Source organism: Escherichia sp. E3659, from assembly GCF_005781135.1.
In the GTDB taxonomy this organism is placed as follows: Bacteria; Pseudomonadota; Gammaproteobacteria; order Enterobacterales; family Enterobacteriaceae; genus Escherichia.
In genome coordinates, this window is the sequence record NZ_VATQ01000030.1 from 1 (window position 1) to 14,202 (window position 14,202).

17 protein-coding genes and 3 pseudogenes are annotated in these 14,202 nt (G+C 45.7%); all 20 read right to left on the reverse strand.

Annotated features, from left to right (window positions below; translation table 11 throughout):
- Positions 1-251 (reverse strand): annotated as a pseudogene (locus FEK47_RS19470) (IS256 family transposase); the annotation flags it as partial.
- Positions 252-324: 73 nt separating this feature from the next.
- Positions 325-867: pseudogene (locus tag FEK47_RS19475) on the reverse strand (integrase arm-type DNA-binding domain-containing protein); the annotation flags it as partial.
- 851 nt (positions 868-1,718) lie between these two features.
- The gene (locus FEK47_RS19480; RefSeq protein ID WP_069924976.1) at positions 1,719-2,318 is read right to left on the reverse strand and encodes a hypothetical protein; all 600 of its coding nucleotides are present in this window, start codon (positions 2,316-2,318) and stop codon (positions 1,719-1,721) included.
- Positions 2,318-3,211, reverse strand: coding sequence for a DUF4747 family protein (locus FEK47_RS19485; RefSeq protein WP_001601654.1), 894 nt, complete (start codon positions 3,209-3,211; stop codon positions 2,318-2,320). The genes FEK47_RS19480 and FEK47_RS19485 overlap by 1 nt, the downstream gene beginning before the upstream one ends.
- 332 nt (positions 3,212-3,543) lie before the next feature.
- Positions 3,544-3,723 (reverse strand): hypothetical protein, encoded by a 180-nt coding sequence (locus FEK47_RS19490; protein WP_138183328.1) that lies wholly within the window; start codon positions 3,721-3,723, stop codon positions 3,544-3,546.
- Positions 3,724-4,027: 304 nt separating this feature from the next.
- Complete coding sequence (locus FEK47_RS19495; RefSeq protein WP_105455205.1) at positions 4,028-4,555, reverse strand: hypothetical protein; 528 nt, start codon at positions 4,553-4,555, stop codon at positions 4,028-4,030.
- Between the two features lie 6 nt (positions 4,556-4,561).
- Positions 4,562-5,233, reverse strand: a complete 672-nt coding sequence (locus FEK47_RS19500) for a DUF2213 domain-containing protein (RefSeq protein ID WP_004027511.1) — start codon at positions 5,231-5,233, stop codon at positions 4,562-4,564.
- 64 nt (positions 5,234-5,297) lie between these two features.
- Positions 5,298-5,882 carry an NUDIX hydrolase gene (locus tag FEK47_RS19505; protein ID WP_138183329.1) on the reverse strand — a complete coding sequence of 195 codons (585 nt, stop codon included), beginning with the start codon at positions 5,880-5,882 and terminating at the stop codon, positions 5,298-5,300.
- Positions 5,883-5,921: 39 nt separating this feature from the next.
- Complete coding sequence (locus FEK47_RS25150) at positions 5,922-6,095, reverse strand: hypothetical protein (protein WP_001224090.1); 174 nt, start codon at positions 6,093-6,095, stop codon at positions 5,922-5,924.
- Positions 6,096-6,296: 201 nt separating this feature from the next.
- Positions 6,297-6,584 (reverse strand): PerC family transcriptional regulator, encoded by a 288-nt coding sequence (locus FEK47_RS19515; protein WP_138183330.1) that lies wholly within the window; start codon positions 6,582-6,584, stop codon positions 6,297-6,299.
- A complete protein-coding gene (locus FEK47_RS19520; protein WP_138183331.1) occupies positions 6,581-7,111 on the reverse strand; it encodes a ProQ/FinO family protein in 531 nt (176 codons plus the stop codon). The genes FEK47_RS19515 and FEK47_RS19520 overlap by 4 nt, the downstream gene beginning before the upstream one ends.
- 826 nt (positions 7,112-7,937) lie before the next feature.
- Positions 7,938-8,345 (reverse strand): annotated as a pseudogene (locus tag FEK47_RS19525) (DNA primase); the annotation flags it as partial.
- A 316-nt stretch (positions 8,346-8,661) separates the two neighbouring features.
- Positions 8,662-10,413 (reverse strand): phage/plasmid primase, P4 family, encoded by a 1,752-nt coding sequence (locus FEK47_RS19530; RefSeq protein ID WP_001601642.1) that lies wholly within the window; start codon positions 10,411-10,413, stop codon positions 8,662-8,664.
- Positions 10,410-10,724 (reverse strand): DUF4222 domain-containing protein, encoded by a 315-nt coding sequence (locus FEK47_RS19535; protein WP_001601640.1) that lies wholly within the window; start codon positions 10,722-10,724, stop codon positions 10,410-10,412. The genes FEK47_RS19530 and FEK47_RS19535 overlap by 4 nt, the downstream gene beginning before the upstream one ends.
- A gap of 4 nt (positions 10,725-10,728) precedes the next feature.
- Positions 10,729-10,929, reverse strand: a complete 201-nt coding sequence (locus tag FEK47_RS19540) for a hypothetical protein (RefSeq protein ID WP_001601639.1) — start codon at positions 10,927-10,929, stop codon at positions 10,729-10,731.
- Positions 10,922-11,287, reverse strand: coding sequence for a hypothetical protein (locus FEK47_RS19545; protein WP_001601638.1), 366 nt, complete (start codon positions 11,285-11,287; stop codon positions 10,922-10,924). The genes FEK47_RS19540 and FEK47_RS19545 overlap by 8 nt, the downstream gene beginning before the upstream one ends.
- The gene (locus FEK47_RS19550; protein WP_138183332.1) at positions 11,280-12,056 is read right to left on the reverse strand and encodes a host cell division inhibitor Icd-like protein; all 777 of its coding nucleotides are present in this window, start codon (positions 12,054-12,056) and stop codon (positions 11,280-11,282) included. The genes FEK47_RS19545 and FEK47_RS19550 overlap by 8 nt, the downstream gene beginning before the upstream one ends.
- A complete protein-coding gene (locus FEK47_RS19555) occupies positions 12,049-12,849 on the reverse strand; it encodes an antA/AntB antirepressor family protein (protein WP_138183333.1) in 801 nt (266 codons plus the stop codon). The genes FEK47_RS19550 and FEK47_RS19555 overlap by 8 nt, the downstream gene beginning before the upstream one ends.
- Before the next feature lie 77 nt (positions 12,850-12,926).
- On the reverse strand, positions 12,927-13,124 hold the full coding sequence (locus FEK47_RS19560) for an AlpA family transcriptional regulator (RefSeq protein WP_000072422.1): 198 nt from the start codon (positions 13,122-13,124) through the stop codon (positions 12,927-12,929).
- A gap of 220 nt (positions 13,125-13,344) precedes the next feature.
- Positions 13,345-14,115, reverse strand: a complete 771-nt coding sequence (locus FEK47_RS19565; protein ID WP_001601635.1) for a hypothetical protein — start codon at positions 14,113-14,115, stop codon at positions 13,345-13,347.
- Positions 14,116-14,202 lie beyond the last annotated feature (87 nt).

Below are 14,202 nucleotides of genomic sequence, written 5' to 3' on the forward strand. Positions count from 1 at the left end.
TACATTTCTTTGAAGGCTGAGATAATTTCGCGGGTAGTCATCCCTCTGGCATACAGCGCCAGGATCTGGTTGTCCATGCCGGTAATGCGGGTCTGATTTTTTTCATGTCCCAGATGGTGAGTCAGTTCAGCGTTGAGAGCAGCCTCAACACTGATTTTCTTGAGCAGGCGATCGAACTGACTGAGATCTTCAGGGGTTTTGAGATTTTTGGCCAGTTCGTTAGCCAGAGCCTGCAATTGTTTGTCGTCTATAATCTAACCTTCATTTGATGTTGAATTGAACATATCAAAATCAGGCAATTACACAAATCTATGTACAGGCTCCGATGGCATAGCGGAAAACTTCACCGCATCGCTGACGGACTTTCTTCGCTTTCTCCATAGCACCTCGTGCTTCTATCAACCTCAGTACTTCAAGTAGTTCAAGGGGCTGAATATCGGCTATAGGTCTGTGTCCAATATGCGGAAAAATGTCTTTCTCAAACGCCTCAATTATGTCTGAAGCATAGCCCTCAGACCATTTGGGAGATTTCATTTTGTGCCACTCTAACGCCACTTCTCTGAATGGGTTAAGTGTCTCGTTCGCTGCGTTTAAAGCATGCTTCTTTGCTTTTTTCACTTCGCCAGGATCTTCACCAGCGACGAGTAGTTTCTTTGCGTCTTCGCGTTTTTGTCTGGCATCGGCGAGGGTGACTGTTGGATAGACACCAAAGGACAAGCGCTTCTCTTTACCAGCAAAACGGTACTTCATACGCCAGTAACGCGAGCCATTAGGTTCAACCTGAAGGTACAGGCCACCTCCATCAGATAGCTTATAGCTCTTCTCTTTTCCTTTAGTGGCTTCAACCTTGCGGGCATTCAGCATCATTGGGGGCACATTTCCTAGACCGAACAGAACATGCCCCCAATTGTATGTTGATTTCAAGAGATAGGGGTTGACGTCAAATGACGAAGAATCTCGTAATATCTATGTTTTTAAAGGATTTTGTTAGTTTGAGATGACTTGGAAATACTAAGGGATGGTGCGATAATAGGAACAAAACATAAACAACAAACACATTGATATTTAATGATATTTTGACATTCCATTTTTATAGATACCCCCAAAAGTACCCCCAACTAATTTTCCATTGTCCTAAATTGTGCAAAAAAACGATTCTATTGTACTATTTTTCTTCAGGTATCTGCCTCATCAACAATCAATGATGAAGCTGGTGGATGCACACGGGTAACACGTTATTGGAATCCCTATATCGACAGCATGCCCACCAGCGTGAAGTAATTTTTAATTTCGCGGATGTAAAAATTTGACGAGGCGGGTAGTCACGAACAACTGGGTTACAGAGATTATACCCGCCACCACCTATGTTGATGAGGGCAATTATTAGTTGATATATCCACGCTCGTTTTCGCTTAATAGCAGAGCGTGCACAAAATTTGCATATTTCTATCTGCATTCCTCTATCGACACAGGAATATGAGATAGTGGACATGATGAAACAAATCTGTGCTGACATGTGAACATGTTTTCCCAGTAGGAATGATCTAAAGCAGTCCATGATGCGGCCCTGAAACGCAGAAGTTATTGAAGCCACTTTAAAATGGAGTAAAAATAGCTTATGGTTACCTTATATATTTAAAGAAAAAATAGGTATTGGAATAGTTTGGTAGAAAAGTTATGACAAAAACTGACAAATAAAAGCCCATAAAAATGAGCTTTTATTCCTCCTTATTATTTTTAGAGTTATCTTGTTTGTTTCGTAAGGTCATAAAAGTATTATACCAACTAGAAACACGAAATATAGCAAAAACGGCAGCTAACGCAGAGAATACTGAGTAAATAAATATAAAGTATGCAAAGAAGCTGAATGTTAACAGTACATACCTGTAAGCAACACCTAAATAATAATACATAAAAGCGTTATTTATGAGAATGCTACTATAGGCCTTGGTGACCAAGGCCGTTATTATAGTTAACAACTGCAATAATATAAAATGAACAAAGGTTGCATTCACAGACATATAAGGGGAATATTCTACCTCTCCATTTTCACTTTCTTCATCTCCAGTTATTATTTTTTTGAAAGCCTCATCTCCAATAGCAATCCACATAGCAAAACCACCCAGTGAAAAACCCAAAAGGTTCGGCATTAACGACAGAATATCATTCCACCACCCCTGATGAGACCAAGATGGATAAAGAATCACTGTCATAAAAAAAGCACACCAAAAATAGCGACTTTTAAATACAGCCCCAGCGCCACCATAGATCTTCCAGTATCTAGCCATTGCACTGGTTGATTCTTTTACTTTACTCATTACTTTCTCAGAAGCCTCTTAAACTCATCTGCTAAAGATTTTGCTCTTAATAACAATAGCTCAGTAACTGATGTTACGTCAGAATCATATGATTCAACCCTTTGAAGTGGTAAATCGCTTGAGGCATGAACCTCAACTAATCCCGCCTCATTAATCCTACGTATGCTAACTTCGCCATTTCTCGAAGCAATAAGAGCATCCTGCTTTAACTCACTATCAGGTTTAATTTCCTGACCACGCTCAGATTTATATGTTTTATCTTCTTCAATAACGCCAATACGTTTGAAACGCTTTTGCATAATACTTTCTGCAGAAGCGAGATCATCTGGGTTAGGACGTCGAGTAACCATATTTATACACGTAATGCCTTTTAAAGAAAGCATACGTTCTACGTTATCTGGCTCGGTTAATATTGTAACATTAATCTTCCCAAACTTCTCTATAATTCTCTCATGAGAAAATATTCCATTCAGAAAATTTTCTATTTGTTTTGATGTAAGATGCCGACCTTTGTCCTGCATCTCATAAACTAAAAGATGGCTGGCAGGTAGAAAAACAAAAGAGAATCGAGCTACATTTGGTTTTAAATTCTCAGGTATACTTATCCTTTCCTTTTGCTCATCTGAGGCAATGTCTTTCTTTACAATATCGAACCAATCTCCATCAACATCAATATCTGTATACTTTAGAATTTCCCCTTCAAAAGGTTCACTAACTACCTGATCTTTCCTGTAAGGATAAAAGTGTGATAAAGTCGCGAAAGAGTCCCCCCTCAAATTAACATTTCTCGCGTTTTTTCTTGCCATTCTGAACAATTCTACATATTTTTCTGGCGAGTGGGGATGCATTGTTATATTCACCGCCCCATAAGTTAATTTTTTTGGTCTTGCCATTTTATCAGTGTTTCCTTATTGAGTTAAAAAGCAATATATACATGAAAAACATAAAGAAAACCATGTCTTAACGCACACCACTTAATAACCAAAAGGAATAAAAAACGATAGTGTTATTCAATAACAGTACAGAATGCTCTCCCCACCATGCCAACCTATTTCGTAGTACAGCTCTCATACAAGTGAATGGCATACAAAAAAGTTACCCCGAACAGGCCGTCTCAGTAAAAATGCTCCTTAAATCAACATCCAAATTAATGCCACCTGCAACAAAAAACCTTACCCTTAGGCTTAATGTTTGGCTTGGCTGTAGCCTTACCGTAACGTTCCGCTCACCGTCGCGGCCTGTCCGGTTTCCGCCACTGATACGGCCTCACATCATCATGCTGGTGGCGTTCCTGTTGCAGCACAACGGAAACAGGCGCTGAACACCTGTTAATTTTGCTTGCTGGTTGTTTGATTCTGGCAATGCCGCGGATCATCTCCAGCAAATCGGCTTCGGTGATGGTCATGATTTACACCTTAGGAAATCTTAGGGGGCTGGTTGACACTTTCCGGCTTAAGACCTTAATAAATCTTAATATCGCAGGTTGACACACTTGACACTTTTTCGGGAAAAACCTTAACAAAACTTAACCATCCCTGGCATTTCTAAGCATGGCAACTTGACACTTTTCGCGATTTTTTCGGTTTTTTGACGTGGTGAATATGGTACAAGGCCAGTAATGGCGCGGCTTCCAGCAAGGTTGACACTTTTTCGCGTTCAGAGTGTAAAGTGTCAACCTGGCAAGCTGCTCAACTTGACACTTTTTGAGGTCATTGATGGCCTGATTTTTCCCATTCAGCCAGGGCGTTTAGTCCTGCCTCACTCCATGTGTCCTGTTCATCGGGACAATCGCTGGCAACATAGCATAGTTCACAACGCAGCATACGAATTGCCAGCCAGGCATTACCCCGCAAATTGTATTGTTCAAAGTAATGCTGTCCTTCATCATCCTCAAGGCAGATAGCACCATCATCAAGAAAGTGCACTTCCCAGCCTAATTCCCCGGCTGCATTCAGCACACGCTGCCGTATGTCATCGTCCGTTACTGGTGCAGGGATTTTACCGTCTCTGGCCTTAACTGCTTTCCAGAACTCGCCCCACGTCATTTCCAGCGTTCTCTCTGGCCACATTTCAGAAACTGTGTCTTTTCCCTGTGCTGGTGGGCTGTTCCGCTGCTCTGTCGCTTCCACATCGATTTTTTTACCGGACATGACCACTTCGCCTTTCTCGATCCAGTCGTAAACTGTCTGGCGGCTTACGCCTTTGTGTTTGGCATATTCTGCCTTACTCATCAGCATTATGACTCACCCTTCTTTTTCCAGTTGAGCCAGCCGCCCGGATATTTCTTCCAGTTTTTCCAGGGCTGGCTTGCAGGCCGCATCAATAACGTCCCGGACCATTCCGGCAAGCTGCTCTTCTGCTGTCGGCGTTGTTACCTCCACACCCGATGGTTTCCCGCCCTTATCCCAAACACCAAGCGGCACGAGTGCAACGTGATCGATAAGAAATGGCGTACCCTCAATAAAAAAATTGTCCTCGCCCATTACATCAGGAACTTCAGCCCCACCGGACGCACCACAAAACACAACCGACGGGCTGGTGGATACCTCCCCCCGTGCTTTCTGGATGTAATCGATGATTTCCTGCCCGTAAATCCGGCATACGCCCCACACCTCGTCACCGCGAATATACGGCAACATGACGGTGCCAATAATGCGCGAGCGTTCGCCCACGTCTTCAAGGGTTTTGCTTTCGGGATGGTCGATAATGACGGGTACTCCGGCGCAACGTTCCAGGAACTGCGGATTGAGATAAGTTTGCGGTGAACGCCAGACAAATTCTTTTTCTTCGGCGCGGTAGGCCATGCCAGTCCCTGTAATACGCAGGTTAACCAGCCACATGTTGGAGAACTGATAAGGCGACGGTAGCTGACCGTCCCGAATCTGCTTTGCCGCCTCAATTTCTGTTAAAAGCATAATGTCACCCGGTTATAAGCAATAAGCCCCGCCAAATCAGGCAGGGCTGAAATCAGCACGTTTTTCATGCCCCCGCGAGGCTTGCAACGTTAATTTTGACCAGGCGACGGGGAGGGATTTTGAAGGCGTTCAGCCAGACGTTCGGATCGCCCTGATATTCAGTAATACGACGACCAGCTTCATCCATTCTTACGGTTTTACCCAAATGGCCCGGCGTGTTTTCCACGGCCCACTGTGCACTCTCCTGGGCAGCCTGGTAAATCTGTTCTTCCAGCACCGCCAGCGTTGCAGAATCTGAAACGGAACGAATATCCACATCTCTGAATTTTTTCGCTATCCTCTGTGCGCCAATTAATGCGCGCTTGCGGTAATCCATCGACTTTTCACCAGCAAACGGGGCCGGAGCGCGACGGCCCATATTGCTGTATGCGGAATCCGCTTTAGCCTGGGCTTCTGCCAGTGAGGATTCATCTTCGACTGACGCGACGATGTTTTGATTCGCGTTATCCTCATCTGCTTTTGTGAAATCCTGTGCGGGGATCGCATTCAGAATTTCGATAATCTCCTGCGGAGTGCTGCCCTGCGACTCTGACAGAGCGTTAACTACCTCCATCAGTTTTAATCGCAAATCTTCTTTGCTTGCTGGCATTTTTACCACCTCTCTTTTTTCACCAAAAAATCACGACCATCAGGCCGGACGTTCTACGGGATAAAGCGCCCGCTGCATTAAACGCCGGGCGACCTCATGAATGCTCGGAGCAATCCCCAGCGGAGAATTGCGGCGTTCCTCGTCCTGAATGCGCTGTAATGCTTCAATCTGATCACGAGCGAGTAAAACGGGTTTCACGCTGGCTTTTCTCATAGTCATATCTCCTGAACAAAACAATGGCTATAATTGCATAAACTGAAATAACGATCTACATCATTGCAATTTATGAAACGATAACGCATGATGATCGCGTTCTTCCCATTGACTTCAATCACCTGAAAAACAAAGCCCGCAACACTTCTGGCTGCGGGCTTTTTACTGGCACAAAAAAGCCGGGAAAAATCCCGGCCTCCGTCACTGACTGCAATTTTTCGATCCAGGATATTTCCTGAATGCCTTACCATTGGGCTGATGTAATCCCATTCCGGCATGTGCCCGGCTGATGGTTTCGCGCATCTCCCCGAAATTATCCTGCCTTGCTGGTGGGCGTGCTGCCTTGTGGATACATTCCGCGCGGCGCTTTGCCGCCTGTTCCCGTGCCTTGTCACCGTTCGCCAGCATAATGACCTCAGCCCACCGTTCCGCCGCTCTCCGGTACAGACCACGCGCTTCCAGTGCTTCGGCTTTACTGTCGCGTATCATGCGCTTTTTCCCTCCTTCATGGCCTTACGCTGGCGCTTACGCTTTTCATTCAGCGCCACCAGCCGCGTTTCTGCGTCCTGTTGTTCCTGTGGTGTCACCTCGCCGCACGGCTGGCCTTTCAGGTCGTAGCGTACCCCACCAGCCATTAAGGCGCGGTAATAGCGCGGACACTGCGCATAAGATGCCAGCGTCGCACGCAATGCCCCTGGCCCGAATGCCAGCCCCCTGACGGCGAGATCCTGCATCAGGTCGTCGAATATCCCCACCTTCAGCGGCTTCGGAGCTTCCCGGCTGAATAATTCAGGCCACAACTCAGTGAGGCGGTTAACGCGTCGGCGGTTTTTGCGCTGGCGTTTGGTCATATGCCGCCACGGTGTCGCCCCTGTGGGCTTCTGCTGCGCTTTCTGGTTACCGGGCATCACTTTATGCGCCGATGTGGTTTTATCCTGCTCTTGCGCCGCCTGCGTCGTTTTCTGCGGCGTGCCGTAAATGCCTTTCGGTTTTCTGTTAATGGTCAGCTTAGTCATGCTTTGCCCCATCGTTACAACTGTCTACCAACTGTCTACCGATATAATTGATTGATTTATTTAATGTTATTAACACATAACAAAAAAACAATCTGCAAACTGTCTACCGCATTAATACATTGATAATTAATGATTTTTACTAAATGGTAGATAGTGTAGATAGTTAAAAGAGAAATTTAAAAAATGAACCCTTAACTATCTGTTTTTTTATATACCCCCCCCGTGGTTTAGGAATATAGAAATAACTGTCTACCTCTCTACCACATTAAAAATACCTATATAATTCAAAATATTAATTAGTAGATGGTTGGTAGAGGGTTAAGTATTACTGTCTACCAACCGTCTACCTTTACGTTTCAGCTTATAAATTTCGTATTATGTTCTCCAACGGCGCTGATATAACATTCTGTTTTCATTTTTAACATCCATGATTTTTTAATTCCTCACCTGCTGCACAGTGAGAATTCATGAAGTTAATAACAGTATGATTTTAAATATATTTTTAAGTACCCACTTTTAACCCCCTATATATACGCAAAAGTGGGGTAAATAGTTAATTTTTAGTTAATATATTGCATTGATTATTTTTTAATCCCCCTATTACTTTCATCGCATAGTTTTCATTTACCCATCACTACCCATTTTTATTACCCACTTTTTCAATTTCTCACCACGCCAAAAATTGGGATTCCACGAGTTGATAATTCATTGTTTTATTTTGAATTTTTCACTCCCCACTTTTTTGTATATATACAGGTTGAAAAGTGGGGAAAAATGGCTTCTTTGGCTCTCATTGCTCACTCTCCCCACTTTTGCTCCCCACTTTTTACAGTGGGCGCACGTCATCACCGTCAATAGTGATTACGCCGTCACCTTCCAGCTTGTACAGCCAGCGCCGGAAGTGTTTCATCTCATACCCCAGCTTTTTCATGTCATCGCGCAATAACGGAATAGTGCATTTATCTCCGCGTTGCGTGCGTGAACGAATACAGCCCCATAGTGCGGCGTGATTCTCCGTCTTGTTCCCGGCTTCCTCGATGCGCTCCAGTTCAACGGGTGGGCGCGGCTTATCCACAACCACCAACGACGTGATTAACTCCCCGCCTTCATCCTTGAAAAGCTCAACCTCGCGCAAATCGCAAGCCATTTCTTTCAGTTCCTCCGCATCCTTCATCTTGGTGCATGCGATAACCAGGGCTTCACCGTCTGCACCTTCACGCCGTATCCGGTACTTTCATCTTATGGGTAGACAAGGTAGATAACAGGTAGACAACAAAGAAACGGTTATCTACCCACTTAACACAATGATAAAAAACAACTTTTATCTATTAGGTAGATAGGGTAGATAGTAAAAGTGACTTTCTTTTAACTCTCCATTCTCTAACCTGTATTTTCCTTTCGCTGCGTAAAAAAGTTTTTAAGCGAGATATTGTCTACCCTATCTACCTATTTCGCTGAATCCCTTGTGGCGCAAGGGTTTCAGCGGGTAGGCATTCATAAAACTAGCATCTACCCAATATCTACCCGTCTACCTGTTGCAGGCATTACTCTTATAAAAATTCCTCGGTTCTCTCCGTTCTTATAACGTTAGTTTGTGTTCGTCCTTTAAAACCTCTGGTCAGATATTCAGCTCCATATTCTCTTGCAGCCGCCTTCATGGCCTTACCAAAATCATTAACACTTAATTTTTCTTCTTTGCCTATGTACTCCATAAAGGCAAGATAAAGCCTGTACAGACTTGTACGTGGGTTAAGGTCAACTGTTCTCTTACCGCCACCCATCATCATTCCATGCGGTTCGTCAAGAAATGCAAGCGCCGCACATAACCCAATGACAGGATCAGTTTCCTGTTTTATTTTCAGAGCTTCGGCACCGTCACGCTGCTCAAGCAATAATTCTCGTGCTTTTTCTGGATCTGAAAAGTTAGTAAGCAGTCGACGAATAATGACAGGTATTTCTGCCGCTATCTTTTGCGGTAATTCTTTATCCTTTTCGGCCTCCCTTACAATATTATCGAACTGAAAAATTACACGTCGACGTGCAACGCCTCCGGCCCGTTCGGTGAATATCATCGGCACGTTGTTTGTTGCCAGCACGACAGCCCTGATAATTGCTGTGAAACGCTTCTCATATTTCGGGTTAATTTCCACGGGGTCGCCGCCAGTTATTTTCTTGATTCCCGATCCTTCGCCTGTATATTTCGGCTGGTCTGCCAGGACAATAAGACGACTTCCGACAACCTGTGCACGCCCGCCAGCATCATCAAGCGATGTCATTTCGGCGCTTACCGTGTTCTGTTTCCCTGCCAGAAGGGTGGCTATGTGCGTAAATGTGCTCTTGCCGCTCCCGCCGTCTCCTGTGGCCTCAATAAACATTTGCCAGTCGTACCGGTTAGCCATAATCATGTACAGCGCGGCGCATATACGCATCATCTTTCGCGGGTCTTTTCCTGCAGCGTGATCAAGCCATTTATGAAAGTTTGGCGCGTTGTCGCGGATGTTCTCCCCTGGTGCTGGTGGCGTGTACTCAATGCCGTTATGCGTGGTGATCCAGTTATCCAGCGAGTGCGGGGAAAATTCGCCAGTTTTCAGGTCAAACACGCCATTAGCGAACGGCAATAAATCACCTGACGGCTCCCCCATTGGCCTGGCCATAACTTTTAAAGCATCCACAGCATTGCTTATTGCTCTCCGGCTAAACGCTGTTCCGTTTTCTTCGTAAATAGCCACCATTTCACGACTAAGATCCAGTGTGCTTACCGGAACCCAAAAATCATCGCGCCAGACGTGGACAACCTCACTCTCCTGATTCATTGCTACATCCTGAAATCGTTCAGCTAAAAGTTTTGCCCTTTGGCTGTCCGCCATTCTGGAAAGAGATATTTTGTGTTTTTTCTCGGTCCTTCCTGACAGAATTTCTCCGCGCTCAGCCTGTTCGCGTAACCGTTGCAGGTAGTCGCGCCAGTTCTCCGGCTCCCGGTCAGGGATACCTTTGTATAATTTCGCGTCCTGTACGCCAGCCAGCGCCAGTTTTTCGGCGACAGCGTTAATCAGGATTGGCTCAATCTCCCCCGCAAGATAGACACGTGCATATAACCGCCCATCATCAACAATTCGCACGTTGTCCAGGTCTGCCAGTTGTTTTGGCCCCAGCCAGACCGGAGGGATTTTATCGGCGGCAATTTTTAGTCCCCATCCTTCCTCCCATGTTTTAGCGTGAGCAAAGGCATCAGCACCGGCAAAAATAATCACTTCAATGGATTTATCCTTCGGCTGATATTTCAAATTCGGTGCGTTTTTCACTTCTTACCTCCCCGCTCACGAATAATTTCACGTACTGTCCTGATGCGTTCCGCGCCCGTGACGCTCATGATTTTGTCGATGTCGCTTAATTCTGCTGGTGGCGCTTTACTTACAAGGATGAATTCCCTTTCAAAGCGCATATGTGACGACACGCAGGGATGCGCATACCCTTCGCGGATATAGGTCACACGATAAGCACTCACCGTTTTTACCGTTATCTGACTGCCGTATTTATCCCGGAAAATATCGCCGGGGCGAATTTCAGGCCGAGAGAGACCGCTGGCAGTAAAGCCAGAATTTTTCTTTTTCATGGTTTTATTTTCCTGTCAGCAGTTCCGGTTTTATTCCTGCACGAATACAGAGTTCAGAAAAGCCTTCTACCGTACTTACAATTTCATTATTTCGCAGTCGGCATTGTGATTTCACGTTCCCTTTATCCAGGTAAACCAGTACGCGTCCGGTGAAATCATCTGGCACATTCAGGGTAATTGTCATTGTTGCTGGCTGATTACCCATGATGCACCCCCTGAATGACCTGGTAACCGCAACTGGTCAGCAATTCGATAAATTCCGGCAGTGTGCCGAAACAGCAATCATCACGCAGCCGTTCGCGGGATACTTCAACGCCGTTTTCGTAGTGACTCACCATGCGTCCGGTAAAATGCAGATCATCATCGTGATGGCACGTTGACGGCTTAATCAGTCGCGCACGTTCCGCCATTTCCAGCAATGCTTCAACGCTTCCGGCAATTGCACCATCCGGCAGGTGGTAATTACGCACTATGCGCCCGTTCTCCACATTGACCAGTAGCTGCCCGGTAAATTTCTCGTCAAACTGAATGCTGTTAAGGTCAGAAATTGACAGGTTATGCATGGTGCACCTCCTGGCGAATACGGGCAGCGAATACCATCACGCAGCCAGCCGGGGATTGCTGGCGGGCTTCCTGTTCGCTGGTGGCCTCGATGTGAATTACGCGCGGTTGTGCCGTGCTCAGGGCGATAAAACGCCAGATGTATTTATTCAGGTTGTGCGAGTCCCGCCCTTGCGGGTGTGTGGTATGATTTCTCATAGCTACCTCGATACTTCTGCTATCGTTGGTGGTTAGACGCCCTGCATGTGTTCCAGCACTGCGGGGCGTTGTTTTTTGCGTAATGGTAAGTACAATGGTAATTACCATGTAACTATAGTAATTAAGGGTAATTACCATGTCAACACCATTAGAGAAACGATCACCACCATACCAAATGCGACTACCAGAAGAATTTAGAGCGCAACTTGAGGAGGCAGCCAAGGCAGACGGCGACACCTCATTAGCTACTTGGATTAAACGAATACTCCGCAAAGAATTACAACAGCGCGGTATCGAGCCAAAAGGCTGACGCCCAGAAAAAATCGCATCAGTCGCGCCACCAGCAAAATTTTTTGCTTTCCGGACGACGTGGCCAACGACATTTTGCAGCAAAATATTCTGCATTTCTGGCGTGCTGTAGTAACGGTGATCAGCGCCTTCACTCTGTGCGACCACAACGCTATAATCTGCCTCGTAGACAGTAAGCAATATGGTGCTACAGGTAATTCGTTCACAAAGGCGCTCCGGCAACGGGGCGCTTTCTCTTTTTGTAACGGTCAGAGCGTTACACATGGCTGTTTTCCTCCATGCGACGGGCTAACCAACGCTGCGAAAGGCGAATTAATTCAGCTTTCCGCTGGTGGTAGTCCTGGCCTAACTCAATCAGCGTGATATTGCTCTGCTCAAGGTAAGAAAGGTGCTCAAGCTGCAACGTGCTCATGTGGTCGCGTGGTTCGCCTGTGATGCCGTTCGCCTGCGCCCACTGTTTTGCAGTCATGCCACCCAGCACGATACGCGCCAGCATATTGGCTTCCGTGGTGTAGTGGTGCTGGAACGTGTTTTTACCCAGTTCAGCCCGGTACGCCTCCAGCGCGGCGCACATCGGCTTAAAGTAGCTGGCAACGGTGATACGGGCTTTCAGTTCCCGGCGTAAAGCTGCGGAACGCACAGGCGCTACCTTGTGTAGCTCCTCCTCGCATTTGATGAAGTACTGACGAACGGCGCGGCCCTGTTCGGTACGTTCGACCATCGCCAGTTCTTTCGCCATGTTCGTGGTGATGATGTACTCAAGAGCTGTTTGCTGGCGAGATTTTGCGCTCACCGGATCGGGTCGGCTCAAATATTCAACAACCTCATAATCCACGCCTTCCGTGAAGCCGTATTCTTCAATGCGCCCCTTGATCCACGAACGGAAAACGCGCCCTACACCTAACGCCTTATGCAACGCTCTGGCGCTAACAATATTGGTTTCACGCCCGCCAATAACGCCGGAAATAACCGGGATAATTTCGCCGAAATTTTGCAGATTCTGGTTTTCAGGCCGAATGAATCCCTGCCCCTGTACGGGCGTTTTTGGAAATTTCATAAAAACTCCTGCTATCGAATTAAGTTACTTTTATTTGCTGGTGGATAGCTGGGACTTCTGGCCCCGTAGCCATTTAATCAGGTAGCTGTTCCGCGTGATTCCGCAATACGCTGATTAATCCACTCGTCAATTTCACTCTCAACGAAAGCAATCGCTCGCGAGCCAATTTTAACTGATGCAGGAAATTTACCTTGCCCCATAAGGCGATAAATCCATGCCTTGCTATATCCAGTTCTACGCTGAACTTCCGTTAAACGAATAAGCGTATTTGACATATATTTACCTCATAACGTCTACTCAATTTGACGAGGTAATCATGGCACAGAAATAACGAATATTTTCATACCTTCATGCCTAATGGTAATCGGGAATATTTTTACCCTAAGGGTAATAGTAAAATTGATGGGAAAGCATACAAAAATACCCTAAGGGTGAGGTCTGATTACCCTTAGGGTGAGACGCGAACAAAACATGAGATACCACTAGGGCAAGGCTTCATCGTTTGATAGGACAGGCGACAAGCTCAATAGATGCGGCCTGTCGGGAGGTAAAACCTCGTTTTTCAAGCTCAGTAGTAATCGCGCCCTGGTTTCCCCTAGTTGCGCGATCATTCTCTGGGTCGTAATTGGCCCACTCTCTGTTTCTAATATCGATAGCCAGATACAATGGGTCATCATCACGATACGCCCTTAGCAAAATCGGGCGCTCCTTTTCTAACTGATTTACCCGCTCCCTTAACGATTCATTTTCTTTTTCCAGCATTGCAATTCGGGATAAAAAATCATCATCTGTACGCAATTCTTTATGTTCAATATTGCTTCCTTGCGCCTCGTTATTTTCAGAAGAGTCAGCACATTCCAGATTCATTAACCCGTCAAGGATTTCTGGGAAAATTTCGAAAATTTCATTTCTTCTGAATCCCATTGCCTCAAATTCGGCGTCTTCCCAATAACCAGATACCAGAAAACCACTCTCATCCCTCTCACAAGGTAAACAACCACGCTCCCTAACCGTATCCAGTTTTGCATAAAGAAAGTTAAAATCAGATCTCCACTCAAACGGATCCGAAGAATAAAGTTCCACCTCATTTAATGAATTTACTGTGTACAGGGTAATACCTGGATTTACTGTATTTATTCTCTTGAGTATCCAGGTAATGACTTCTGAAATATTAGCATCAACAACTTTAAATACATCATCAAGAAAATCACGTAAATAAATAAACTCTTTTTTGTATTCATTTAATTCGGCATGAATATCAACCATACGCACACCTCTGCGCCCTCTACCGTAGTGGCTGTGCCAGTCCGCAGAGGTGTACGGATTTTCGGGAGCGACCCTAGACACAGCCTT

Bases quoted from the DNA above. Each gene is read 5' to 3' on its own strand.
- FEK47_RS19480 (WP_069924976.1), bottom strand. From the start codon at position 2,318: ATGAGTAAAGTAAAAGAATCAACCAGTGCAATGGCTAGATACTGGAAG.
- FEK47_RS19485 (WP_001601654.1), bottom strand. From the start codon at position 3,211: ATGGCAAGACCAAAAAAATTAACTTATGGGGCGGTGAATATAACAATG.
- FEK47_RS19490 (WP_138183328.1), bottom strand. From the start codon at position 3,723: ATGACCATCACCGAAGCCGATTTGCTGGAGATGATCCGCGGCATTGCC.
- FEK47_RS19495 (WP_105455205.1), bottom strand. From the start codon at position 4,555: ATGCTGATGAGTAAGGCAGAATATGCCAAACACAAAGGCGTAAGCCGC.
- FEK47_RS19500 (WP_004027511.1), bottom strand. From the start codon at position 5,233: ATGCTTTTAACAGAAATTGAGGCGGCAAAGCAGATTCGGGACGGTCAG.
- FEK47_RS19505 (WP_138183329.1), bottom strand. From the start codon at position 5,882: ATGCCAGCAAGCAAAGAAGATTTGCGATTAAAACTGATGGAGGTAGTT.
- FEK47_RS25150 (WP_001224090.1), bottom strand. From the start codon at position 6,095: ATGAGAAAAGCCAGCGTGAAACCCGTTTTACTCGCTCGTGATCAGATT.
- FEK47_RS19515 (WP_138183330.1), bottom strand. From the start codon at position 6,584: ATGATACGCGACAGTAAAGCCGAAGCACTGGAAGCGCGTGGTCTGTAC.
- FEK47_RS19520 (WP_138183331.1), bottom strand. From the start codon at position 7,111: ATGACTAAGCTGACCATTAACAGAAAACCGAAAGGCATTTACGGCACG.
- FEK47_RS19535 (WP_001601640.1), bottom strand. From the start codon at position 10,724: ATGAAAAAGAAAAATTCTGGCTTTACTGCCAGCGGTCTCTCTCGGCCT.
- FEK47_RS19540 (WP_001601639.1), bottom strand. From the start codon at position 10,929: ATGGGTAATCAGCCAGCAACAATGACAATTACCCTGAATGTGCCAGAT.
- FEK47_RS19545 (WP_001601638.1), bottom strand. From the start codon at position 11,287: ATGCATAACCTGTCAATTTCTGACCTTAACAGCATTCAGTTTGACGAG.
- FEK47_RS19550 (WP_138183332.1), bottom strand. From the start codon at position 12,056: ATGTGTAACGCTCTGACCGTTACAAAAAGAGAAAGCGCCCCGTTGCCG.
- FEK47_RS19555 (WP_138183333.1), bottom strand. From the start codon at position 12,849: ATGAAATTTCCAAAAACGCCCGTACAGGGGCAGGGATTCATTCGGCCT.
- FEK47_RS19560 (WP_000072422.1), bottom strand. From the start codon at position 13,124: ATGTCAAATACGCTTATTCGTTTAACGGAAGTTCAGCGTAGAACTGGA.
- FEK47_RS19565 (WP_001601635.1), bottom strand. From the start codon at position 14,115: ATGGTTGATATTCATGCCGAATTAAATGAATACAAAAAAGAGTTTATT.